Source organism: Pantoea sp. ACRSB (assembly GCF_022346905.1).
In the GTDB taxonomy this organism is placed as follows: Bacteria; Pseudomonadota; Gammaproteobacteria; order Enterobacterales; family Enterobacteriaceae; genus Pantoea; species Pantoea piersonii.
Window position 1 is genome coordinate 40288 of sequence record NZ_JAKRNL010000011.1, and the last position, 22251, is coordinate 62538.

The window sequence follows — 22251 nt, forward strand, 5'->3', positions numbered from 1 at the left end:
ACGAGGGTGCGCCGGTCGTCTCCTCGCCGTATTCGCCCCAGATGCATCGCCTTTAAATCACTGTAATCTGCTTTTGCGCCAGCAGCCTCTTCATCTCCGCATCCGGCTCGCCGTCGACCACCAGCGTGCTGGCCAGCGTCAAATCGCCGATGGCAAACGCCGAGGCCGAATTCATCTTCTCCTGCGATACCATTACCACGATTTCCGAGGCGCGCGCCGCCAGCGCCCGTTTAATTCCCGCCTCTTCATAGTCGCCGGTGGTCAATCCTGCGTTCTTATGAACGCCCGTGACGCCCATAAAAAAAAGATCGGCATTGATGCGTGCGATAGCCTCCAGCACCGCTGCACCTACCGCCACGACAGAGTGACGATAGAGCAGTCCGCCAAGCATAATCACCTCGACCTGAGGAGAGTCGACCAGCGCCACGGCAACGCTCGGGCTGTGGGTGACGGCGGTAAACGCCAGATCCGCAGGCAGCTGCCGCACCATCGCTTCGGTGGTGGTGCCGCCGTCGATAATCACGACCTGACCGGGCTGGATAAGTCTGACTGCTTTTTGCGCGATAAGCTGCTTGGAGCCGGTATGCACGTTTTTGCGTGTTTCAAAAGGGGCCACCGCTGCAGATACCGGCAGCGCGCCGCCGTGTACGCGCTGCAGCAATCCTTCCGCCGCCAGCTCGCGAAGATCGCGCCGTATAGAGTCCTCTGAGACGCTAAAGCGCTGGCTCAGCTCGCTGGACATCACCTGTTTTTCCTCGGCGAGTATCGCCAGGATCTGCTGCTTGCGCTGTGAACTCAGCATAAAGAAACGCCTTTGTTTTTTCTTGATGTTGCACGATTATGCATGGTAGCGTGTTTTTTGTCACCTTCCTGAGGAGAAAACATGCAGCCGAACATACGTCACCTGCGCGAGCAGGTGTTATCCGATAACTGGTACACGCTGAAGAAATATACCTTTGAGCAGCAGCGCGCCGATGGCAGCTGGCAAGAGCAGAGCCGTGAAGCCTACGATCGCGGCAACGGCGCGGTCATTCTGCTTTACAACCGCGCGCGTAAAAGCGTGGTGCTGACCCGCCAGTTTCGCCTGCCGGTCTATATCAACGGCCATAGCGGCTATTTAATCGAGGCGGCGGCTGGCCTGCTCGACAACGCCTCGCCCGAAGCGCGCATCCTCGCGGAGGCGGAAGAGGAGACCGGCTTCCGGGTCACGCATGCGGAGAAGGTGCTGGAGGCTTATATGAGCCCCGGATCCGTTACGGAAAAGCTCTACTTTTTCATCGCCGAATACCATGACGACGATCGGCGCGGCAAGGGCGGCGGGCTGGCGAAAGAGGGCGAGGATATCGAAGTGCTGGAGTGGCCTTTCGCCCGCGCGCTGGCGGCGATCCGCAGCGGCGAGATTGAAGATGCCAAGACCATCATCTTGCTGCAGCACCTGGCGCTCAGCGCCGTTTTCGAGGGGGACAGCCAATGATGATTTTGATCGCGGGCCCGGTTCGCAGCGGCACGAACGGCGATCCGGCGTTGATCGATGCCAACCTGGCGAAGATGAACCGCATGGCGCTGGAGGTTTATCAGCGCGGACATACGCCGGTGATCGGCGAGTGGCTAGCGCTGCCGCTCGCGGCGGCCGCAGGATCGGCCCACATCGGCGACGAGATCAGCGAGAGATTTCTCTATCCGGTCGCGCATCGCTTAATCGCCTGCTGCGACGCCATTTTGCGCATGCCGGGCGCGTCGCAGGGCGCCGACAATGACGTGCGCCTTGGCCAATCCCTCGGCCTGACGATCTTCACCTCGCCAGAAAGCCTGCCTGTCATCAAGCCGTAGTAAACAGAGCGAAGCGGGTGACAGCTTAGCCGCCGGAAGGCGCGGCGGCTAAGCGTAATGAGTCAGGCAGGACTTAGTGGCGGATCTGCTGCAGATCTTCTTCGGACAGGCCCGTCACTTTCATCACTGAAGGCACGTCCATACCGTTTTTCAGCAAGTTTCGGGCGATATTGAGGCTGGCTTCACGCTCGCCAAGCTGGCGGCCTTGTTCCAGCCCTTGTTCCAGTCCTTTTTTCAGGCCTATCTGCTCAAGCTGTTGTGCAAGGGTCATCAGTTCATCCTCATGCTGCGGCACGCGCTGTGCCAGTTCACGAATCATCGCTTTCGCGTCCGGCGTTTCGCCGGCCTGAAGCATATAGTTTACCAGCGCCATCACCTGCTGTCCGGTCATAAATTCCGTCAGCATTAGCGTGGCCAGCTGATCGAGCAGTCCTCGAAGATCGCGCTGGCGAATATGCTTTTGCAGCAGGGTCAGGGCCGCCATGCTGCGGTGCTGCATAATCTCTTCATCCGGGATCACGGTCACGTCCACCAGCGGAAAATGTCCGCTATAGAGCGCCGCGGCCCGCTCACGTTCGCTAAACGAATCGAGCCAGTTCATCGAGTAAGGATAAGGGCTGCGCTTGCCCTGGTAAAAAAGTACCGGGATCACCAGCGGCAGGGTTTTATGCCCGGCATCAAGATGACGCTGCATCGCCGCCACGGCATAGCGCATCAGCCGAAACGCCATATGCTTATCCGGCGAGCTCTGATGCTCAATCAGGACGTGCACATAGCCATCCCCGCCGCCGGTTTTCAGCGAGTAAAGCACGTCGCTGTAGTAAGGACGCAGGTCATCCTCGACGAAACTGCCGGATTCCAGCTTCAGCGTCGAGAGATCGCAGATCGCCAGCAGCGCGGGCGGCAGATGCAGCGCCATGAAGTCGCGCGCCGTCTCAGGGTGCGAGAGAAAGGTTTTGAACACCGCGTCGTGCGGGGTCGGCGTACTGTTTTTATGCATCCCGATTCGCCTCATGCGGTCTGAAATCCGTTCGGCGCATAGTATCACAAGGTACCCGCGCCGGTTCAGGAATCGCCCTGCCGCAAAAATATTTTCCGGCAGCGAAACTTTTCCGCAGCGGCTGACGAACCTCTGATTACATCCTCCAGGCATGTCGCCTGATTACCCACGGAGAAGAATGAGATGCCGATGAAAAACAACCTGAAAACGCTGGCGGCCGCCACGCTTCTCGCCCTGAGCCTGCCTGTCGCCTCGGCGTTCGCCGCGCTGCAGGTCGGCGACAAGGCGCCCGATTTCACACTCGACGCGGCGCTGGCCGGTAAAGCGACCACCTTCTCTTTGCAGCAGGCGCTGCAGAAAGGGCCGGTAGTGCTCTATTTCTTTCCGGCGGCCTTCAGCGCGGGCTGCACGCTGGAAGCGCACGATTTCGCCGAGGCGACTGACGAATTCAACAAGCAGGGCGCGACGGTCATTGGCGTGACCGCGGGCAATACCGACCAGATTGCGAAATTCTCGCAGCTCGAGTGCCGCGATAAATTCACCGTTGCGGCCGATCCCGGCGCCAAAGTGGCGGCGGAATACAAAAGCACTATGGATTTTAAAGGGAAAACTTTTTCCGATCGCACCTCTTACGTGATCGCCCCGGACGGCAAAATTCTGCTCAGCTATACCGACAAAAATCCGGATGCGCATATCCAGAAGGCGATGGACGCGGTGAAAAAATATCGTCAGGCCAATCCTGCCTGACCCCTGAACCAGGTGAAATTATCATGCTGACAGCTATCGCCGCCGCGTTTCTCGACGGCCTGATACTCAATCTTATGCCGTGCGTATTCCCGGTGATTTCGCTGAAGGCGCTGAGTTTGATCCGCCATCACGACAAACCGGCGCACGCCCGCGCCGAGGGGCTGGCGTTTTTACTGGGCGTGGTCGTGACGATGCTGGCGCTGGTGGGGGTACTGCTGCTGGCGCGAGCGGGCGGCGCCTCGGTCGGCTGGGGCTTTCAGCTACAGTCGCCGATGGTCATCGCGCTGCTGATTCTGGTGATGCTGGCCTCGGCGCTTAATCTCTTCGGCGTGTTTGAAATTGGGCTTTCCCTGCAGCGGGCAGGCGAGGTGGGCGGCAATCGTGGCGGCTTAGTGGGGTCGGCGTTCACCGGCGCGCTCGCTATCGTCGTGGCGACCCCGTGCAGCGCGCCCTTTATGGCCAGCGCCGTCGGCTATGCGCTGACGCAGCCGCCCGCCGTCAGCCTGGTGATTTCTTATCGCGCTGGCGCTCGGATTCGCCGCGCCCTTTACCCTGATCGCCTTCTTCCCGGTACTGGCGCGCGTGCTGCCGGCACCCGGCGCCTGGATGATGACGCTGAAACACGGGCTGGCTTTCCCGATGCTGGGCGCCGTTGGCTGGCTGATTTGGGTGCTGGAACGCCAGGCGGGTTCGGCGGCGCTGGCGGCGATCCTCGGCTGCTGCCTGCTGCTCAGTTTTGCCGCCTGGCTATATGGCATGGCGCAGAAACGCCGTATGATGGGACGTCGCCACTGGGCGCTGCATCTGACGACGGCGGTTTTCCTGCTGTTGCTGGTGCCGCCGCTGATCAATCTGAAAAGCGTTGCCGCGCCTGAAGAGAACGTCGGGAGCGCCGTGGCGGCGGCGGCCGTCGCCTGGTCGCCGCAGAACGTGGATGCGATTAAAGGCCAGGGCAAGCCGGTACTGGTGAACTTTACCGCCTCCTGGTGCATCACCTGCCAGGTTAACGACCGCACCTCTTTGTCGACTCAGGCGGTGAAAGCGGCGATGGCGCGCACCGACACCATCTATATGGTCGCGGACTCCACGAAATATAATCCGGACGTCGAGCAGGCGCTCAGCGATTTCGGGCGAGGCGGGCTGCCGCTCTATGTGGTTTATCCGGCAAACGGCGGAAAACCGCTGGTGCTGCCGCAGGTCCTGACGCCGGGCATCGTTATTTCGGCGCTTGAGCAGGCCGCTGAAAGCGGAAAGAAAACGTGAACGGGTGAATATTGATTAACCTCTTAGCCGGGCGGATGGTTCAGCCTTTAAGCGCGGGCGATGCCCGCCACTGACGCGCGCGCTCAGCACTGGCCTCTCTTAATGGCCCGCGCGCAGGCTGGCGATAAAGCCGCCTATAACCAGCTTCTGAAAGCGATGGTGCCCGCCATCCGTGCCCTGGTGCGCAAAAAAATCGCCGACGACGCGCTGGTTGAAGATGTGATTCAGGAGACGCTGCTGGCGATACATCGGGTGCGCCACACTTACGATCCGCGCCGTCCCCTGCTGCCCTGGGTGGCGGCTATCGCTTCGGCAAGGGCGATCGACGCCCTGCGTCAGCGTGGCCGCCAGCATGAAGTGCAGGACGAGGACGTCCTTCACCGCCTGACGACGGAAACGAACGAGGCCGATGCAGGCGAGGACGCGCTAAACGACTGTTTAGGCGCGCTGCCGGCACGTCAGCGACAGATCGTCGAGTCCGTTCACCTGCGCGAACAGAGCCTGGCCCAGGCGGCGGCTGAGGCCAATCTTTCGCTTTCTGCGGTCAAATCGCTTTTGCACCGCGCAATGCTCAACCTGCGTAAATCTGGAAGTGGCAAGCATGAGAAATCATGACCAACTTATCGAACAGCTCAGCGCGTCAGCGCAGCCGGTCAGACGCATCTGGCCAACGGCATGGCGCGTAACTGGCTGGATCGCGGCGGCGCTGCCCTGCGGCGCGCTCGGCAGCTGGGCGCTGCACAGCCGCTACACCGACTGGTCGCAGCCTGGCGCGCCGCTGGCGATAGCGGCCTTGCTGTTGTCTTTTATGCTGGGCGTCGGCGCTATCGCCGGAGCCTTTACCCTTAGCCTGGCGGGACGGAAGCCGCCCGCGCTGCGTTACCTTCTTTTGCCGGCGCTGGCGTGGCTGGCGCTCAATCTCGGCAACATGACCGCCGCGCAGGTGCCCGCTGGCGCAGGACGCTTTGGCGAGGGCATTCACTGCTATCTCTTTATGCTGTGCGCGGGCCTGCCGATGATGGCGATCTCGGTGTTCAGCCTCTATCGTACCCGCTCGCTCTTTCCGGCAAAAAGTCTGGCGCTGGCGGGATGCGGCATCGCTTTTATGTCGTCGATGCTGCTGTCGCTCTGCCACGACACGCAGCTGCATATGATCGATTTTTTAATGCATCTAGCAGCGGGCCTGACGCTGGTTGCGCTCACGGTGGCGACCGGACGTCGCTGGGTCCGTCTGGAAGGCGACGCGCGAATCTGACTCTCGCGGCCCTGCTGCTTGCATCACCGCGCCAGCGCATAAATTGCGTCGAGGCTCTCTTTAAAACGCGCCGGATTATGGTGCGTCTCTATTCGCCGCAGGGCGTTTTGAGAACGGGAGAGAACAGACGCGCGGTCCGCCAGGATCGCCAGCACTTGCGCTTTCAGCTGGGCCACCATCAGACGCCTCAGCGCTATTTTATCCCCAACGGACGCCACGGTGAGTTCAAACATCGCGTTCAGAGGACAGGCGAGGGTCCAGCCCGCGGCGTCTGGATTTATTTCAGGCAGCGCGCGCACGTTGGTGGTGATAACGGGACAGCCGCACGCCTGCATTTCCAGAACGGAAAAGCCATAGGTATCTTGCCAGCTAGGCAGCAGCCCGACATGGGCGCGCTTAAATAACGCGATGAGCTCGCTGTTGGGTCTGGACGTAGCATGAGTAAAAATATTATATCGCGTTAGCGATTGTTCAATTTTACTGTAAAAAGCGGCTTCATCCTGATATTTGCCATGAGCGATGTTATACCTATTGTTAAGATCGCCTGTTATATTCACCTCGACGGTATCGGCATTAATTACCCCTTCTTCGGCCAGCTCGCTAAAAGCGAGCACCACCTCGGCGCCGCCTTTGCGATAAAATTCATTACCAACAAAGGTAAAAATTAGCTTTTTGTCAGGCGTATCGCGCGGCCCGTCATAAAGCACCGGCTGCGGGGGATGCAGCTTATGCATTTTAGGGATGATGGCTGCCGCCTCGTCAGGAAAGGCTTCCAGCAGTTTTAGCTGAATCTGCCTTGCGGCTTCAGACATCGCCACGATCGCCACACACTGCGGCGCGGCGACCAGCCTGAGCGCTTTCTTTAGCGCGGGATTGGCGAGTTTGGGCACGCCCGGCACCGGCAGAACGCGTGGCAGCTCGGTTTCAAAGGTGGCGATCCAGCGCTGCCGGGTCTGAGCCACCTCGTTAAACAGATGGATGACCTGGGTGTCCGCCGGCATAAGGAAACGGAAAGGCCAGAAGATAAAGACCTTATTAGCACGCGCCAGCTTCTGTCTTATTTTATTGATGTAAAGCCATATATTTTTATAACGAAAATCAAGGTAGGTGTACTGCTCGTTAACGATAATGTTTCTTTTTTCCGGGTAGCCGCGCCCGCTCACTATTATTTTCATATAAGCCCCTGATAAAATTCCGGAAGCAACAGGTGACACGCTGAAAAAGCACGCTCAGGTGAAGTGATTATATAATCAACATCTTTTTAATTCCGCCACCGAGTAAAGCAAAGCATAATTATAGGAACATTCCCTTTTTCATTTAATTTATTTAATATTTATTCCTTCGCTCTCGCCTTATCTCTATTTATTATCAGCTAATCCGGTTTGAGCATTTGTCTTTTTTGGTTACACCGGGACGCTATTTATTACTTCTTTACTTAATGCAAACTGATTTATTTATCAGTTAATTTTTTTTATGCGTTATAGACGCGGGTGACAGGGTAGCAGGGCGTTTAGCTGGCCAGTCACCCCTGTTTTTTACGCAACCTCGCTTTCCGTGCCAGGCTTAAACGAAGCGGGGTTTATCCCCGATAATCGTAAACTTATTAACGAGGATGTGTATGACGCTGCGATCGCTTCAGGCGCTCTGTCTGGTAAATTTTTTTATGGCGGACGTGCGGGACGGACTGGGCCCGTTTTTGGGCATCTTCCTCACCGAACATCACTGGCGAGCGGATGATATCGGCTGGGTGATGTCTGCCGGCGGTCTGGCGGGCCTGTTCGCCACGCTTCCCGCCGGACTGATAACGGATGCGACACGCCATAAGCGCCTGCTGCTGATTGTCGGCTCGCTGGTCATTACCGTGTCGACGCTGCTGCTCTGGTATTTTCCCGATTCATGGGTAACGCTTTTTTCGCAGATCCTCACCGGCCTTGCAGCAGCGTTTATCGCGCCCGTGCTGACCGGCATCACACTTGGCCTGACCGGGCCAGAGGGATTCAGCCGCCAGATGGGCCATAACGAAGCCTTTAACCACGGCGGCAATATGACCGCGGCCATTATCGCCGGGATTTCCGTCGCCTGGTGGGGAACAGGCGCCGTCTTCGTTTTGATGACCGCCATGGCGCTCTGCGCGGCGCTTTCCGTTTTAGCTATCCGGCATGAAGATATCGATCATCGCCTTGCGCGCGGATTAAGCGGCGATGACCACCGGCTTGCGGTGCCCAGGCTTTCGGTAATTCTGCGCAACCCCGCCATTATCATCACCGGATTGACGCTGCTGCTGTTCCATCTCAGCAATGCCGCGCTGCTGCCCATGCTGAGCATGCGTGCCGCCGCCGCCCATGACGGGACGATGCCTGCCGGCGTTTATGCAGCCGCCACCGTGGTGATTTCGCAGTGCGTGATGATCCCGGTAGCCCTGTTTGCCGCCAGCCGCGCGCAAAAGTCGGGCTATTCACTACTGATTACGGCGGCGCTGCTGGTATTGCCGCTGCGCGCTGCTATCGCCTCTGCCTGGCCTGGCGCCCTGGGGATGATCCCGGTTCAGATACTGGATGGCCTGGCGGCCGGACTGCTGGGCGTGGCGGTGCCGGGCTATATTGTTAACGTGCTGGCGGGAAGCGGACATACCAATGCAGGGCAGGGCGCGATTATGCTGATGCAAGGGGCGGGCGCCGCGATGAGTCCGGCGCTGGCGGGCACCATTGCCGCGCGTTACTCCTACAGCACGGCATTCGCGGCGCTGGGCGTTATCGCTCTGACGGCGCTCGCGCTCTGGTGGGTGGGCGGTCGGTTCGAGCGAAGAAGCGATAATGCTGAATTTGAGAGAGGCAAATAATGCGCGTTTTTAAGGGAAACAAACAATCGCTGCCGGTACGCTATTGTAAAAACTGCAAGAAGCCGATGACCTGGCGTAAAAAATGGGAAAAGTGCTGGGATCAGGTGCAGTACTGCTCCGAACGCTGTCGCCGGGAAGCAAAGCGCGGCGCCGACGCTAACCAGGCGTGATGCCGAGAAGCGCAATGGGTGCTCTTCACATAAACATGCAACGATTCCTCAACAGAATGACAACGGTAGTCGTATTACCCTCTACGGGCCTAACATTGCGACTATGCTCATCGGGCTGCTTATCGGCAATGTGCTGTTAATTCTTATGAGGATAGCGTTCAAATGCGTAAACTGTCGTGTTTAGTGATTACCCTGGGCCTGCTGATGTCGGTCGCCTCCCAGGCTGAGGCGAAGGGCTGCCTCAAAGGCGCAGCGGTCGGCGGCGCGGCCGGGCATATCAAAGATCATGCCGTCGCCGGCGCGGCGGCGGGCTGCGCCGTAGGCCATCATATGGCCCATAAAAAAGAGAAAAAGGACGCGGAAAAGAATCAACAGCAGGCGCAGTAAGCTGGGTTTCAGGGCTGCCCGGGCGGCCCTGAGTTCGCCGTGCAGGTGAGGCTGTAAGATCTGAACGGCGCTGTGAGCTATCAGGCGCAGTAAAATAGCGGGTAGCACGGGTTTTGCATAAAGTAGGGTAGCGGACAGAACATCGAGGCGGTATGAATATCGCGATCACATTTAACATAATTATGATTATACGAATCATGATCCAGTGTACACACAAACGGCAAGCCTCAGATTAATGTTTACCACGTAATTTAACGGTTGCCGGTAATACCGTTTGCTGGTTGGTAGGTTCTCCGCCGCCAATCATCGCAGTCAACAGAGTGAAACATTCTTGGGCCAGTCTGGGAACATCTTGCTCAATAGTATCAATCGCGACAGAGAGCGAGTCATAGAGATAGTGATCGTCGAAGCTGGCCATGCGCATATCGCTACTGAGCAAATGGTGCTGGCTCATATAGCGCAAAACGCCTTCCATCAGCCCGCAGGCGGCAGTGAATATCGCTTTAGGAGGACGGCCCAGTCTGGCACAAAGCGCTGCAAACATTTCGTAACCGCTGCTGGGGTGATAAGTACCATGAATGATCCACTCCGGACGAGGCGTGACGCCTGCACGTTCCAGTCCCGCCATAAAGCCCGCAAGACGGTCTCTGGTAGGAGAAAGGCGCGACTGCCCACCCAAAAAATAAATCTCGTCGGGATTAGCGCGCGCCATCCTTTCAACCAGGTCAGAGGTAGGCGTCACAGAGTCGGTGATCACCAGCGGCAGCCTGGTATCGCTCATGTAGCGGTCAAACAGCACCACCGGCAGTTGTTCGCTCAGCTTCACATAGTCGCTGTCGCTGAGCATGCTTGATGCCACAATTAATCCATCTACCTGACGCGCCACAAGGTTATCCACGACCACCCGCTCCTGCCCGGCATTTTCATCCGTACAGGAGATGAGCAACTGTAAACCCGCCTCGCGGCAGAGATTTTCCAGGGCATGAGAGAAAACTGCGAAACCATAATTAGTGATCTCAGGCACCACCAGACCCAGCGTATGGCTGCGATTCTCACGTAACAGGCGCGCATGGATACTCGCCTGGTAGTGATGTTCACGCGCCAGCGTTAGTACTCTTTCGCGCGTCTCTTTCGCTACGCGCAACTCTTTGCCCCGGCCATTCAGTACCAGGCTGGCGGTTGCTTTAGATACGCCTGCCAACGCGGCGATATCGGCAATGGTAACGCGTCTGGTTTTTTTCACATCAATGCGACATTTAATGAAACAATGACTTATTCTACCATGAGGTGACGCAACGGCCAGTAGCGGGCATTCACTTCTTCGTCGCCGATCAGCGTGAGTTGCGCGTGATGCGCCGGAAAATAGCGGCTGCTCATCACGCCTTCACCCTCATTGATAAAAATTTCAACGCTGGAGTGATCGCATAATATATGCAGCTCAGTAACCGCTCCACGCCAGTAGCGATAGTGCCATTCGCCGCTCACCAAACTGCGCCGGGCGAGACGCAATCCTTCTCCATGCCAGTCCAGATACAAAGTTTCAGCAAAATTCAGCGTAATACCGCCCGACCCCGTAAGCACCAGTTCCAGCCGCTGCGCTGCTAACACCGGGGCGCCGCTTGCCCGACCGTAATAACGGTGTTCGTCGCCGCGCAATGCCTGCAATTCAGCGACCGGTCGCTGCAGAAGACGGCCATCACGCGCGTCAAGTTCGCGCACGCAAGTCATCTGGTGGAGCCAGGATTGCGCAATTGTTGGCTGGTACATCTCTTCGCCGTCCGGCACGCCCATCCAGCCAATCAACAGCCGCCGTCCGTCGGCGGTAAGCGTGGTTTGCGGGGCGTAGAACTCAAAGCCAGCATCAAGCTCGTGAAAGGGTCCATGAGCGAAGTCGGCGGTGTCGTAATTAAAATTGCCAGCGAGCCAGGCACTGGCATGTGCGTTGAGAAAGCGCTGCTCTTCATGTGCAATGCCCTGCGGGCAGCAAATCAGGAAAGTCGTCTCCCCAAGAGTAAACAAATCTGGGCATTCCCACATATAGCCAGCGTCGCCCAGCCCGTTCAGACCGCTGCCGGCAATCTCGCCTAAAGGGTGCCAGTGATGCAAATCTGCAGAGCGCAGCAGCAGCACCTTGCCCTGCTTATGGCTGTCTTGTGCCCCGAGCACCATGTACCACTGATCGCCATGCCGCCATACTTTTGGGTCGCGAACATGTCCGGTATATCCCTCCGGCAGCGCGATAACCGGCCCCAGCTTATCGAAACAGCCCGCCTCATTTTGGACGGCCAGACATTGCCAGGCGGTGCGCGATCCGTCGTCAAATTTCACGTTGCCGGTGTAGATCAGCGTCAACACGCCGTTATCATCCACGGCGCTGCCAGAGTAGCAGCCGCTGCGGTCAAAGGCTTCATCAGGCATCAGCGCAATCGGCTCATGCTGCCAGTGGAGCAGATCGGTGGAACTCCAGTGTCCCCAGCATTTAAATTTGTGTTCACAGCCCAACGCATTCCACTGATAGAAGAGATGATAGCGACCAGCGAAATTGATAAAGCCATTGGGATCGTTAAGCAGCCCCGTTACCGGCGCAAGGTGCCAGCCAGGATAGTGGGGATCGCTGAGTGCCTTCGGCTGACCACGCATCACTGCGTTAAGAATTTGGGGTAACAGTGTGGTCGAGCCCATTAGTCTGCATCCGTTTGGTATTTGAGCAAATAAGAGAGAATAAACGCAGCGCTAAATGCGATCACCATGCCAGTCGCATAATTGAGCAGTGAGCTTGCCTGCACGATCGCCATGCCGGGAATACCGGTCAGGCCTACTGCGGTCATTGAAACATGCATTGATACCACCCAGGCCCCGCCTAACGCGCCGCCGACCATTCCGGCAATGAACGGCTTCATAAAGCGCAGATTAATACCAAAAATAGCCGCTTCCGTAATGCCGAGCAGTGCGGAGAAGCCGGATGGCAGCGAAATCGCCTTGATTTTGACATTTTTGGTTTTGAACCAGACCGCCAGACAGGCGCCGCCCTGCGCCACATTCGCCATTGCCCAGATCGGCAGCAGGAAATTAACGCCAATCGACGGATTGCCAAGCAGCCCTGCCTCTATGGCATGGAAGCTGTGATGCACGCCGGTAATAACAATCACCGAGTACAGGCCGCCGAAGAGTAATCCAGCCAGCCAGCCCGCATGAGCAATGAGTGTGCTGAGCACAAATGAAATGCCGTCACCGAGCATACGGCCTGCCGGACCGATAATAAGTAGCGCAATGAAGCCGGAAATGATTACCGTCAGGAACGGCGTGAGGATCAGATCAAGTGCATCCGGAATCACCCGGCGCAGCTGTTTCTCCAGAATACTCATAAACCACACCGCCAGCAGTACCGGGAATACGGTGCCCTGATAGCCGATCATCGCCACTTCTATGCCGAAGAAGTTCATTGTGTGGTATCCGGCCGCTACGCCCCAGGCATTTGTCAGCGCAGGGTGTGTCAGAATGCCGCCCAGCGTGGCGCCGAGGAACGGGTTACCGCCAAATTCTCGCGCAGCGGTGAAGCCAATCAGGACTGGCAGAATGATGAATGCCGCCGAGCTGCACATATCCAGCATGATATAGAGCGCATTGTCAGGGTTTACCCAGCCGTAAGTTTTTACCATTCCCAGCAGTCCCATCAGCAGGCCGGATGCAACGATGGCCGGAATGATTGGGACAAATATATTCGACAGCAGACGCGCGATGCGCTGGAAGGGGTGGAGCTTGCGCGCGGCGATATCAGCCGCTTCTGACTTACTGGCTTCACTAATGCCGGCTTCGCGAATAAAGGCAGCGTAGACTTTATTAACCACGCCGGTGCCAAAGATCACCTGCAATTGTCCCGCATTGCGAAAACATCCTTTAACGCCCTCAATTTTTCCAATTGCGGCGGTATCCGCTTTGGCATCATCCACCAGCACCAGGCGCAAGCGCGTTGCACAGTGCGCCGCGCTGGCAATATTTTCTCGGCCTCCTAGCAACGGCAGCAGCGCGCGCGAGATGTTCACAAAATCCATAATGACCTCAGTTTTTCATTTTAATGCCAACAAAAGGGAACAGGGCCCCCGTGGGGGGCCGCAATATCAGAACCAGGTTTCCATCTGTACGCCGACATTCCACTCACCACCGGCCTTAAAGCCGCTGCTGCCAAAGGCATCATCTGTGGCGTAGTTATCCAGGCGGTGATCCCAGTCCATCCAGCTGGCGAACAGGCGGATTTCAGGACGTTTTAGAAATTCCCCGACGTCGCTCGCCTTCAGCGTCGGCGCCATGGTTAATTTGTAGAAGTTGCCGCTAACGGCGTTGCGGTTGTTGTAGCCTGCAGGACGCAGATCCATATACTGCCAGGAGCCTTCATACTGCATCTCGAAATTCTGGGTAATTTCCTGAATCAGACGCAGGTTAGCGGTAACCCATTTATAGCTGTCGCTTTTGACGTAACGGTCTTTACTGCTTTGCGCCAGTAGCGCCGGTGCGACATGCCAGCCCTCGCCGAGCGGCGTCATGCCATAACTGGCCAGACGCCAGGTATCAGCTTCCGGCAGCAATGCGCCATCGGCACCGATGGTTTTCACCTCAGCGCCTAAGCCGTGACCATAGAGCAGAGCGGTTTTCGATGACCCTTCACGCAGGCCATAGAAGCTATCGCTGTGTAGTCCGATTAGCGCATGCACACCGTTGTTCGCTGCATCGTTTTTAACGCGATTGCCGTCAATATCGGTGCGCTCATTATTATCTTTAGCGCGCATGCCGCTCACCATCAGCTGCAGCGGCCCTACAAAATTATTCAGAGACAGAATGTAATTCTGTGCGGTGTTGTCATTATTCTCGATATCACCGAAGGTACGACCGTAAATCGCCAGGTTGCTGCGCGCTTCGTCGCTCCACTTGACGTCATAGATGCCTGCGCCGGTGCCAGCAAGAAACACCACGTCAGAATCAATCCAGTGAATATCGAAGTTATCGCGATCAAAGCGCTTACCAGCCCAGACGGTACTGTCTTTGAACGCACCAGTGAACGTGGGCAACTGTCCAAGTTCCACGAAAGCCTGACGCAGGTTGAGATCGCTGCTGGCGGCACTCCAGTCATTGTAGGTTCGCTGACCGTCGGCCAGCATCGCCTTGAACCTGGTCGTCGCGCCGTTAGCGAGGATTTGCTTATGTTCGAGATTAAGCTCAACGTAGGTATCGGGTTCGTTGCCGAGTCGGCCAACGTGACCGCCGGTTTCTCCTGCCGGCGTGACGGTCGGGCCGCCCTGCGTTTTTGCTGCGGAGCTATTCATCAGCAGCCCTGAACGCGCGTAGCCATGGAATTCAAATCCATCTGTATTATTCCTGCTACTCTGTTCTGGTTTCTCGGCGCGCGGTTCTCTCTGTTCGTTCACGATCTGGGGCTGCTGTTGCTGCTGTTGCGCGGCAGTCAGCTTCTGTGCCTGATTCTCAGCAGCCAGCGCGCGGTATTCCGCAGCACTGGCCCGCTGTTCAGCTGCAGCCAGGCGTTTTTCCATTGCCGCGAGACGCGCTTCAATACTTTCCATGGAGTTAGCCGCCCAGGCGGGGCCAGAACTCAATAATGTGCCGAGGCTAAGCGCTAAAAGACGTTTTTTCACTGGTTTGCATCCCTGAGGTAAGGCCATCATCAATAAAACGTTATTGCTAAACCGATTTAGGTCAGCATCATAGTTGTGCTGATTTTGAAAGCGCAACGGAATTTGCTAAACCGGTTTAGTTGATGTGAGGCATGTCTCAAAACAGGGAGTAAAAGCGATTACTGACTGAGGTGATCCTGCAGTTGCGGGTAATCAGGCAAAGCTGTCATTGCCCCTTTGGCTGTTGTCGCAAGCGCGCCGCATGCCTGTGCGCACTGCAGACGTGCCGCCAGTTGCGCAGCATCAGCAGGAAGCCCGTTCTGCGCAAGTCCCCATAACAGCCCTGCGACAAAGGCATCGCCAGCACCGGTTGTATCGATGCTGAGTACGGGCTTCGCCGGATAGTGAACAAGCCCGTCGTTATACCAGGCCCATACGCCTGCGCTACCCTGAGTGACCAACAGTAATCTGATCGCAAAATGCTTCGCCAGCTCCTCGATAGCGGCTTCAACGTCGGCGCAATCCGCTATCCATATCAGCTCTTCCTCGGAAAGCTTCACAACATCTGCCAGTTGAAGTGCCTGCCTGATACAGCGATGGAGTTCAGCTTTATCCTGCCAAAGATCGAGTCGAATATTGGGGTCAAAACTGACATAGCCGCCTGCGTCACGCACTGATTTCATTGCCTGTAAGGTGGTGCTTCTAGAGGGTTCCTGAAGCAGTGCAATTGAGCAACAGTGTAACCAGTCGTGAGGGATAAACTGAGGAAGATCATGGCGTTCCAGAAATAAGTCCGCGCCTGGGCGAACCATAAATGTGAAGGTACGTTCACCCTCGGCGTCCAGTGCTACTACCACGGTTGAAGTGCGGTGCGTCTTATCCATCAACATGCAGGAGACATCCACATTTTCCCTCTCAAGCACTTGTCGCAAAAAGCGTCCGAAAGGATCGTCTCCCACACGGCCAATAAATCGACTGTTTCCTCCAAGCCGGGCGATTCCCACCGCCACGTTAGCCGGCGCGCCTCCAGGACATTGCAGGAGACGCCCGTCCTCTTCAGGAAGCAAATCAACCACCGCATCACCTAAACACCAGATTCGATTCATCAGTAAACTCCAGTAAAAAGCTAAACCGATTTAGCTATGTGGCGATAGTATGCATTAAGGATTTGGACATTGTCACGGCTGTTAATAATGCCAGGCAGCAGGTAAAGGCAGATAACAGATTTGGATGGCGCTCTTACAAAGGATGCCCGGTTCCATGATAGTGTCCCCAGCCCCTCCTCCGGCTCAAACAACCGGGATAAAGAGAGAGCCGGGCATGTTGGCGTAGCGGTTATGATTTAGCTGACGTTATTGTCGATGGGCTTCCTGATATCACCCCGTTACTTCTGAGAGCGCTTTACGCACGTCGCCGGTCGCCGCCGCATCAAGCGGCGTGACCAGGGCATAATTGTAATGCTCATCACTCCAGTACTGCGCCATCACATTCTCGGCTTTGCGCTCGCCGTGCGGCAGCTTAACCGGACTGAGCGGCCGGATATACCAGGCGAGGCGGGTGCCGTGCGCATCCTGATACATCACCAGCGCCGCCGGGCCCTGCGCCGTTGCTATCAGGCGCGCGCCGAGCGGTTTAAAGCCATACTGCTCCAGATTAGGCGGCAAATTGCCGTTGATAAAATAGCGCCCGACCCAGCTCGCCAGCTCGTTTTGCTGGCTGGCGACCACGTCCATCGGCGTCAGCGTCGCATTGCCGAACAGCTTATAGGCCTGCACCGCATCTTCCATCGGCAAATGACCGGCCATTTGCGAATCTTTCAGCTGCCAGCCGGTAAAGCCGCCGACGCTAAGGGATAGAACCAATACGCAGGCAAGCGCCAGCTTTCGCTGCCGCTGCTGCCGCGCACGGCGGCGAAAAGCGTGCGGCTCGGGCGTTTCCAGCGTCTGCTTTTGCTGGTGCATCGCCTGCCGCAAAAGCTGCATCTCATAACGCATCTCCGCCACGCGTCCGGCAGCCTGAGGATCCTCCGCCAGATACCGCTCGACGCGTCGTGCGGTAGCGTCATCCGCTTCGCCATCTATCCAGGCGTGCAGATCCTCTTCGTCGGGTTTCATTTCAGTCTCCTTAGGGGTAACGGCTTGACCTTGCCTTCTAATTTCTCATGCAGCAGTTTTCGCGCCCGGGAGAGACGCGACATCACCGTTCCCAGCGGGATATCCAGCGTCTCGGCCGCCTCTTTATAGCTCAGCCCCTCCACGCTCACCAGCAGCAGTATGGCGCGATAATCGGTCGGCAACGTCGCGAACAACGCCAGCGTATCGTCTGCAATCGCCATCGACTCCGTAGAGCTACTCAACGCCTCCTCGCCGGTAAAAAAGGCGAGAAGCGTTCGATAGCGCTTCCGCCGCCGTTCGCCGTCGATAAACTGCCGATAAAGAATGGCAAACAGCCAGGCGCGCAGGCTCTGCTCATCCCGGCTCTGCGGCGTTCGCGTCAATGCCTTGATTAAACAGCTTTGCACTAAATCATCAGCGCTGTGCGGGCTGCGGGTCAGCCACAGCGCGAAGCGTTGCAGATGCGGCATCACGTCCCGGATCTCTTCGTCAGTCAGCTGCGACACAGGCTTTCCTCAGCGTTTGCGGGTTCCCGCCATACTGTTAAACACACCGTCGCGCAGTACCAGCGCATGCAGTAACGCCGCCGCCAGATGCGCCATGATGGTCAGGAAGAGCAACAGCGCGACGATGGAATGCAGCGGACGCAACAGCGCGTACCAGTCGTTATTCACCGGCACGATGGCCGGCAATACGAATCCGCCGCCGAGGGTCACCGGATAGCCCGCCGCCGAAAGCATCGCCCAGCCAATCAGCGGCTGAGCCAGCATCATTGCATACAGCGCCCAGTGCGACAGGTGCGCCAGGGCGCGCTGCCAGGCGGGAATCGAGCCGGGCAGCGGCGGAATGGCGGTATAAAAGCGCAGCCACAGCCGAACCACCACCAGCACGAATATCATCAGGCCCAGCGGCTTGTGAATCGCCACCAGCAGGCCGTGCAGCGAGGAGACGGTCGACACCATCGCCACACCGATAAATAACATAGTCATTATCGCCAGCGCCATTAGCCAGTGCACCAGACGCAGCGCGGGATGAAAATAGGTTACCTGTTTCATAATGGATGACCTGCCTGTTCAGACTGTTCGCGGGTGCGCTGGTTATAGGATTTGGCATAGGCCGCGGAGCGCGCATTCAGTAAGGGATCGTCGGAGGCGGCGATGCCATCGGGCAGAATCAGCGGATCGTAATTGATATCGTTGCACGGGCCCTGCTGCTGAGGCAGCGAACGGGTCACCACCAGCGTCCCGGCATTAATGGTCTGGCGATCGGCAGGCCAGACTTTCGATGCGTCGTTACCCGCATCGCCCGCGCCAGCCAGGGTTACCATCAGATCCCATTTCAGCGGCCCGTTCGCCAGACGCTGCGCAAGATCCTTTTGCAGGAAATCTTTGTCGGTTTTCTCTTCCGCGGTCTCTGGCTGACGGGGCGTTTGCGCCACCATACTCCAGCGCACCAGATGCGCAGCGCTGGATTTGTCGATAAAACGGAAGGCATTCAGGCTGTTGAAGCTGTCGCTGCTCCAGCTGGACGAGGGCACGTACCCTTTTATCCAGGCGAGGAAAGGTTTGATTTCCGGATGCTGAAGCACAAAGGCTTTCATTCTGGCCGGATCGGGTTTGCCGGTAGCCGGATCGGGTCGCGAAGCGACCTGCTGATCGTAGAACCCCTGCACGGTGGCAACCGGAAAGAACGGGATCGCATTCATGCCGGTACGCCACTGCTGTCCGTCCGCCTGTTGAAACAGCAGCGCCATACTGCGCACCGGAACGGCATAATCGGGCGCCCCGGGGTTGCCGCCGGCGATGGCAAAGCGCCCCGTTACCGGCGTCGTCGCGCCCTGCGCGAACAGCGGCGCGCGCGAGAAGACGCTGGCGTTGCCGGTTGCCCTAAACTCGCCGATGATGCAGACCCCTTTGGCGTGATTGCGCCGATACCCAGGATGTTCGCCGCCGGACTGCTGCAATGCCGTAACCAGCTTATCGGCGGAGAGACGCTGCGGCGCCAGCCAGCCGCCGGCCCATAAAAAGACGATGATCAGCGCCAGCGGAACCATGCCGACCAGCGCGAGGCGCGCGACTTTCTGGCCGGTGGAAAGTGAAGAGTTCGTCATAGGATAGGATCGCCTGTTTGCAAAGAGCGCATAAGACGAACCAGCGACAGCTTTATTCCCGAGGCATAAGATTTTTTTTCGGCTGCGGGGAAACCGCTCAGGCTGTCGGTGACGACGTGGAAAACAAGCGGAGCGGCGTCATGCAGACTCGCGCACGACAAGTTCGCCGCTCAGCAAGATGCGCTGCCTGGGCAAACCAGGATCCCGGATGTTGCTGACAATCAGCTCTACCGCCTGCCGTCCGGTTTCCTCGCTCGCGGATGAGACGTAGGTCAAGGAGGGAGACGTAAGATTGACCTGCAGCATATCCTCAAAGCCGACCAGTGCGACCTGCTGCGTCAGGAAGAGATCCTTGCCTAAAGTGCGCCCGACCTGCTGAATGCCGTTAAGACAGCCAATCAGCGCCGTCGACGAATGACAGAGCAGTGCGGTAAGGGTGTTGTTTTTTTCCAGCAGGTGGCGCGTCGCCAGACTCGCCGCAAAGGTATCGTCGCTGCAGGCAGGCGCGAGCTCGTCCTTGTGCGCAATACCGTTTTGCAGCAGGCTGGCCCGCAGCCCCTGCAGACGCTGCGTGCGCAGCAGCGAATCCGCTTCGCCGCCGATATAGCCGATATTACGATGGCCGCGATCCAGCAGATAGCGCGTCGCCAGCGCCGCAGCCTGTCGATTGTCGCGCATTACCAGATTGCACGTTTCGCTGATTAGCGTCTGCGAGACCACCACGAACGGTAAGGGGCAGTGTCGCAGCCGCTCCGGCACGGTGGGATTAACGGTGTCGGACGTCAGGTAGATAATGCCTGCGACGCCCTGCTGTTTAAACGAGAGCAGGCAGCGTTCCAGGCTCGCCTCGTCATCGTGCGGCTGACCGAGAAACAGCATAAATCCCTTTTTCTCGAGCTCTTTAACCACGCTCGCCATCACCTTAACGGTATAGCTGTCGCTGAAGTCGCAGAGGATAAGCCCTATCAGATTAGAGGTGCTGGCGCGCAGGTTGGCGGCGGCGACGTTATGCACGTACCCCAGCCGCTGGATAGCGGCCTGAACCTTCTCGATAGTCGCATCGGAAATCTTGCCTTTCTGCCGTAAAACCAGCGAAACGGTAGAGACCGATACGCTAGCCTCTTTAGCCACATCGATGATGCTGACTTTTTTCAAACCTGCTCCTGATAACAATCCGATCCATTATTCCAGCGCGCGCTCCCGCCGAAGCCGGAGAGCGCCGCTGCCTGCTATTTGGCCATCATGGTCGACATCGTCTGCGCGATAAACTGCGCACGGGCGCCGAAAATAACCTGAATGCCCGTATCACCGACAAAGACCACTCCGCGCGCGCCGACGCCGTTAAGGCCATCCTTATCGACCAGTTCGCTTTTCACTACCTCAAGCCGCAAACGGGTGATGCAGGATCCGACAGTATTGATATTTTGCGCCCCGCCAAGCAAGCCGATAATTTCGGTCGCAATCTCGTTATCCGATTTATCGTTCATATTGGCCGTCACAAGGGTGCGGCCTGGCGTTTTGATATCAAAGCGGCGGATAACATAGCGGAACGTAAAGTAGTAAATCAGTCCCATCGGCACGCCGATGATCACGGCGTTGAGGAAGTGGGTCTGATAACCGTTGAACGAGGGCAGAATGCCGAATGAGAGGTAGTCGATAAATCCGGCGGAAAATGATTTAGCGATATGCGCATGCATCAGATACATCATCATGTAGGCCAGCCCCGCCATGATGGCGTTAAACACGTAGAGGATCGGCGCGACAAAGATAAAGGTGAACTCAACCGGTTCGGTTATCCCCGTCAGGAAGCAGGTGAGCGCGGCGGAGAAGAGGATCCCGGCGGCGATTTTTTTATTGGCCGTTTGCGCTTCGTGATACATCGCCAGGCAGGCGGCAGGCAAAGCAAAGAGCATCAGCGGGAACTCGCCCTGCATGAACTTGCCGGCGTTCTGATAGGAGTCGCTGCTGAAGGATTTAACGCCCTCTTCCAGCATCTTAAACCAGATCGTCTGGTCGCCGTGGATCACCTGGCCGGCGTGCGTGGTGTAGTCGCCGAACGAATACCAGAAAGAGGGATACCAGATATGATGGAGCCCGAGCGGAATCAACGCGCGCTCCACTAACCCGAAAATAAAGGTGGAGGCCGCCTGATTATCGCCGTTCACCACCACAGAAAGCGCATCGATGCCTGACTGGATATGCTGCCAGATATAGGGCAGCAGCAGCCCCATCAGAAAGGATAAGCAGGCCGTAGCGATGGCGACGAAGCGCTTGCCCGAAAAGAAGCCGAGGAACTCAGGCAGCTGCAGCGTGTGAAAGCGGTTATAGCACCAGGCGGCCAGGATGCCGCAGAGCAGACCGCCAAACACCCCCATTTGCAGCGTGGGTATGCCGACCACCATCGCATATTTTCCTCCTTGCGACGCCATCTCCGGGGTAATGCCCATTACCGTGCCGATAGTGATATTGGTAATAAAAACCGAGACGGCGGCGGAGAGCGCCGCAATGCCCGACTCAGACGCCAGCCCGACGGCGGAGCCGATGGCGAACAGCATCGGCAGGTTGTCGAAGATGACGCCGCCGGCGTTCATCATCAGCGGCAGATGGAATTTGTCACCGAATGCCAGCAGCAGACCAGCGGCTGGCAACAGCGAGATAGGCAGCATAAGCGCGCGGCCGATCATCGATAGTTTGGATAACGACTTTATCAATCCTGAGAACAGACTCATGCTGCTTTCCCCGATTTAAGACCCTGGATGACACTTTTTAAGTGCTGTTATAAGTGGTAGAACGGGTGATGCTGCCAACTTACTGATTTAGTGTATGATGGTGTTTTTGAGGTGCTCCAGTGGCTTCTGTTTCTATCACCTGTCCCTCCTGTTCAGCTACTGACGGGGCGGTGCGTAACGGCA

Annotated in this window: 23 protein-coding genes and 1 pseudogene; 10 read left to right on the forward strand and 14 right to left on the reverse strand. The window is 57.3% G+C overall.

Features of this window, described 5'->3' with window-relative positions; genetic code table 11:
* Positions 1–52: 52 nt before the first annotated feature.
* Complete coding sequence (locus MHZ89_RS21070) at positions 53–802, reverse strand: DeoR/GlpR family DNA-binding transcription regulator (protein WP_311784533.1); 750 nt, start codon at positions 800–802, stop codon at positions 53–55.
* 81 nt (positions 803–883) lie between these two features.
* Between MHZ89_RS21070 and MHZ89_RS21075 the strand changes: the two genes are divergently transcribed.
* Positions 884–1474, forward strand: coding sequence for an NUDIX domain-containing protein (locus tag MHZ89_RS21075; RefSeq protein WP_311784534.1), 591 nt, complete (start codon positions 884–886; stop codon positions 1472–1474).
* The gene (locus MHZ89_RS21080; RefSeq protein ID WP_033755623.1) at positions 1471–1830 is read left to right on the forward strand and encodes an NUDIX hydrolase; all 360 of its coding nucleotides are present in this window, start codon (positions 1471–1473) and stop codon (positions 1828–1830) included. The genes MHZ89_RS21075 and MHZ89_RS21080 overlap by 4 nt, the downstream gene beginning before the upstream one ends.
* 73 nt (positions 1831–1903) lie before the next feature.
* Here MHZ89_RS21080 and MHZ89_RS21085 read toward each other — a convergent pair whose 3' ends face one another.
* Positions 1904–2830 carry an Rpn family recombination-promoting nuclease/putative transposase gene (locus MHZ89_RS21085; protein WP_033755621.1) on the reverse strand — a complete coding sequence of 309 codons (927 nt, stop codon included), beginning with the start codon at positions 2828–2830 and terminating at the stop codon, positions 1904–1906.
* Between the two features lie 183 nt (positions 2831–3013).
* Between MHZ89_RS21085 and MHZ89_RS21090 the strand changes: the two genes are divergently transcribed.
* The 4 genes and pseudogenes from MHZ89_RS21090 to MHZ89_RS21105 all read left to right on the forward strand — a co-directional run bounded on the left by MHZ89_RS21090 (position 3014) and on the right by MHZ89_RS21105 (position 6095).
* Positions 3014–3577 carry a peroxiredoxin gene (locus MHZ89_RS21090; protein ID WP_033755619.1) on the forward strand — a complete coding sequence of 188 codons (564 nt, stop codon included), beginning with the start codon at positions 3014–3016 and terminating at the stop codon, positions 3575–3577.
* Positions 3578–3600: 23 nt separating this feature from the next.
* Positions 3601–4840 (forward strand): annotated as a pseudogene (locus MHZ89_RS21095) (protein-disulfide reductase DsbD family protein).
* Positions 4841–4900: 60 nt separating this feature from the next.
* Positions 4901–5455, forward strand: a complete 555-nt coding sequence (locus MHZ89_RS21100) for a sigma-70 family RNA polymerase sigma factor (protein WP_033755618.1) — start codon at positions 4901–4903, stop codon at positions 5453–5455.
* Positions 5442–6095 (forward strand): DUF1109 domain-containing protein, encoded by a 654-nt coding sequence (locus MHZ89_RS21105; protein ID WP_033755617.1) that lies wholly within the window; start codon positions 5442–5444, stop codon positions 6093–6095. Before MHZ89_RS21100 ends, MHZ89_RS21105 begins: the two co-directional genes overlap by 14 nt.
* A 23-nt stretch (positions 6096–6118) precedes the next feature.
* On the opposite strand, the gene MHZ89_RS21110 is transcribed toward MHZ89_RS21105, so the two are convergent.
* Positions 6119–7270: a glycosyltransferase gene (locus MHZ89_RS21110; protein WP_033755616.1), complete on the reverse strand. Its 1152-nt coding sequence runs from the start codon at positions 7268–7270 to the stop codon at positions 6119–6121.
* A 443-nt stretch (positions 7271–7713) separates the two neighbouring features.
* Between MHZ89_RS21110 and MHZ89_RS21115 the strand changes: the two genes are divergently transcribed.
* From MHZ89_RS21115 to MHZ89_RS21125, 3 genes are all read left to right on the forward strand, one after another.
* The gene (locus MHZ89_RS21115; protein ID WP_311784535.1) at positions 7714–8934 is read left to right on the forward strand and encodes an MFS transporter; all 1221 of its coding nucleotides are present in this window, start codon (positions 7714–7716) and stop codon (positions 8932–8934) included.
* Positions 8934–9104 carry a DUF2256 domain-containing protein gene (locus MHZ89_RS21120; protein WP_071997469.1) on the forward strand — a complete coding sequence of 57 codons (171 nt, stop codon included), beginning with the start codon at positions 8934–8936 and terminating at the stop codon, positions 9102–9104. The genes MHZ89_RS21115 and MHZ89_RS21120 overlap by 1 nt, the downstream gene beginning before the upstream one ends.
* A 162-nt stretch (positions 9105–9266) precedes the next feature.
* A complete protein-coding gene (locus tag MHZ89_RS21125) occupies positions 9267–9491 on the forward strand; it encodes a hypothetical protein (RefSeq protein WP_033755612.1) in 225 nt (74 codons plus the stop codon).
* Between the two features lie 232 nt (positions 9492–9723).
* On the opposite strand, the gene MHZ89_RS21130 is transcribed toward MHZ89_RS21125, so the two are convergent.
* The 11 genes from MHZ89_RS21130 to MHZ89_RS21180 form a co-directional block, all read right to left on the reverse strand.
* A complete protein-coding gene (locus MHZ89_RS21130; RefSeq protein ID WP_311784536.1) occupies positions 9724–10734 on the reverse strand; it encodes a substrate-binding domain-containing protein in 1011 nt (336 codons plus the stop codon).
* 29 nt (positions 10735–10763) lie between these two features.
* On the reverse strand, positions 10764–12173 hold the full coding sequence (locus MHZ89_RS21135; RefSeq protein WP_033755608.1) for a sucrose-6-phosphate hydrolase: 1410 nt from the start codon (positions 12171–12173) through the stop codon (positions 10764–10766).
* Complete coding sequence (locus MHZ89_RS21140) at positions 12173–13543, reverse strand: sucrose-specific PTS transporter subunit IIBC (protein WP_033755606.1); 1371 nt, start codon at positions 13541–13543, stop codon at positions 12173–12175. Before MHZ89_RS21140 ends, MHZ89_RS21135 begins: the two co-directional genes overlap by 1 nt.
* A 66-nt stretch (positions 13544–13609) precedes the next feature.
* On the reverse strand, positions 13610–15136 hold the full coding sequence (locus MHZ89_RS21145) for a carbohydrate porin (RefSeq protein WP_033755604.1): 1527 nt from the start codon (positions 15134–15136) through the stop codon (positions 13610–13612).
* Positions 15137–15294: 158 nt separating this feature from the next.
* Positions 15295–16221, reverse strand: coding sequence for an aminoimidazole riboside kinase (locus tag MHZ89_RS21150; RefSeq protein ID WP_033755602.1), 927 nt, complete (start codon positions 16219–16221; stop codon positions 15295–15297).
* A 270-nt stretch (positions 16222–16491) separates the two neighbouring features.
* Positions 16492–17229 carry an anti-sigma factor gene (locus MHZ89_RS21155; protein WP_033755601.1) on the reverse strand — a complete coding sequence of 246 codons (738 nt, stop codon included), beginning with the start codon at positions 17227–17229 and terminating at the stop codon, positions 16492–16494.
* Positions 17226–17735, reverse strand: a complete 510-nt coding sequence (locus tag MHZ89_RS21160) for an RNA polymerase sigma factor (RefSeq protein WP_227741457.1) — start codon at positions 17733–17735, stop codon at positions 17226–17228. The genes MHZ89_RS21155 and MHZ89_RS21160 overlap by 4 nt, the downstream gene beginning before the upstream one ends.
* A 9-nt stretch (positions 17736–17744) precedes the next feature.
* A complete protein-coding gene (locus tag MHZ89_RS21165) occupies positions 17745–18284 on the reverse strand; it encodes a cytochrome b (protein ID WP_033755600.1) in 540 nt (179 codons plus the stop codon).
* Positions 18281–19339 carry a catalase family peroxidase gene (locus MHZ89_RS21170; RefSeq protein ID WP_311784537.1) on the reverse strand — a complete coding sequence of 353 codons (1059 nt, stop codon included), beginning with the start codon at positions 19337–19339 and terminating at the stop codon, positions 18281–18283. The genes MHZ89_RS21165 and MHZ89_RS21170 overlap by 4 nt, the downstream gene beginning before the upstream one ends.
* Before the next feature lie 138 nt (positions 19340–19477).
* Positions 19478–20494 (reverse strand): substrate-binding domain-containing protein, encoded by a 1017-nt coding sequence (locus MHZ89_RS21175; RefSeq protein ID WP_033755596.1) that lies wholly within the window; start codon positions 20492–20494, stop codon positions 19478–19480.
* Between the two features lie 74 nt (positions 20495–20568).
* A complete protein-coding gene (locus MHZ89_RS21180) occupies positions 20569–22068 on the reverse strand; it encodes a PTS transporter subunit EIIC (protein WP_033755594.1) in 1500 nt (499 codons plus the stop codon).
* Between the two features lie 119 nt (positions 22069–22187).
* Here MHZ89_RS21180 and MHZ89_RS22720 point away from each other — a divergent pair.
* Positions 22188–22251: IS1 family transposase (locus tag MHZ89_RS22720; protein WP_409373371.1), on the forward strand; the 64-nt coding region annotated here is incomplete at its 3' end.

Bases quoted from the DNA above. Each gene is read 5' to 3' on its own strand.
- MHZ89_RS21115 (WP_311784535.1), top strand. From the start codon at position 7,714: ATGACGCTGCGATCGCTTCAGGCGCTCTGTCTGGTAAATTTTTTTATG.
- MHZ89_RS21170 (WP_311784537.1), bottom strand. From the start codon at position 19,339: ATGACGAACTCTTCACTTTCCACCGGCCAGAAAGTCGCGCGCCTCGCG.
- MHZ89_RS21100 (WP_033755618.1), top strand. From the start codon at position 4,901: ATGCCCGCCACTGACGCGCGCGCTCAGCACTGGCCTCTCTTAATGGCC.
- MHZ89_RS21135 (WP_033755608.1), bottom strand. From the start codon at position 12,173: ATGGGCTCGACCACACTGTTACCCCAAATTCTTAACGCAGTGATGCGT.
- MHZ89_RS21085 (WP_033755621.1), bottom strand. From the start codon at position 2,830: ATGCATAAAAACAGTACGCCGACCCCGCACGACGCGGTGTTCAAAACC.
- MHZ89_RS21155 (WP_033755601.1), bottom strand. From the start codon at position 17,229: ATGAAACCCGACGAAGAGGATCTGCACGCCTGGATAGATGGCGAAGCG.
- MHZ89_RS21120 (WP_071997469.1), top strand. From the start codon at position 8,934: ATGCGCGTTTTTAAGGGAAACAAACAATCGCTGCCGGTACGCTATTGT.
- MHZ89_RS21180 (WP_033755594.1), bottom strand. From the start codon at position 22,068: ATGAGTCTGTTCTCAGGATTGATAAAGTCGTTATCCAAACTATCGATG.
- MHZ89_RS21090 (WP_033755619.1), top strand. From the start codon at position 3,014: ATGCCGATGAAAAACAACCTGAAAACGCTGGCGGCCGCCACGCTTCTC.
- MHZ89_RS21125 (WP_033755612.1), top strand. From the start codon at position 9,267: ATGCGTAAACTGTCGTGTTTAGTGATTACCCTGGGCCTGCTGATGTCG.
- MHZ89_RS21165 (WP_033755600.1), bottom strand. From the start codon at position 18,284: ATGAAACAGGTAACCTATTTTCATCCCGCGCTGCGTCTGGTGCACTGG.
- MHZ89_RS21105 (WP_033755617.1), top strand. From the start codon at position 5,442: ATGAGAAATCATGACCAACTTATCGAACAGCTCAGCGCGTCAGCGCAG.
- MHZ89_RS21140 (WP_033755606.1), bottom strand. From the start codon at position 13,543: ATGGATTTTGTGAACATCTCGCGCGCGCTGCTGCCGTTGCTAGGAGGC.
- MHZ89_RS21080 (WP_033755623.1), top strand. From the start codon at position 1,471: ATGATGATTTTGATCGCGGGCCCGGTTCGCAGCGGCACGAACGGCGAT.
- MHZ89_RS21110 (WP_033755616.1), bottom strand. From the start codon at position 7,270: ATGAAAATAATAGTGAGCGGGCGCGGCTACCCGGAAAAAAGAAACATT.
- MHZ89_RS21075 (WP_311784534.1), top strand. From the start codon at position 884: ATGCAGCCGAACATACGTCACCTGCGCGAGCAGGTGTTATCCGATAAC.
- MHZ89_RS21150 (WP_033755602.1), bottom strand. From the start codon at position 16,221: ATGAATCGAATCTGGTGTTTAGGTGATGCGGTGGTTGATTTGCTTCCT.
- MHZ89_RS21070 (WP_311784533.1), bottom strand. From the start codon at position 802: ATGCTGAGTTCACAGCGCAAGCAGCAGATCCTGGCGATACTCGCCGAG.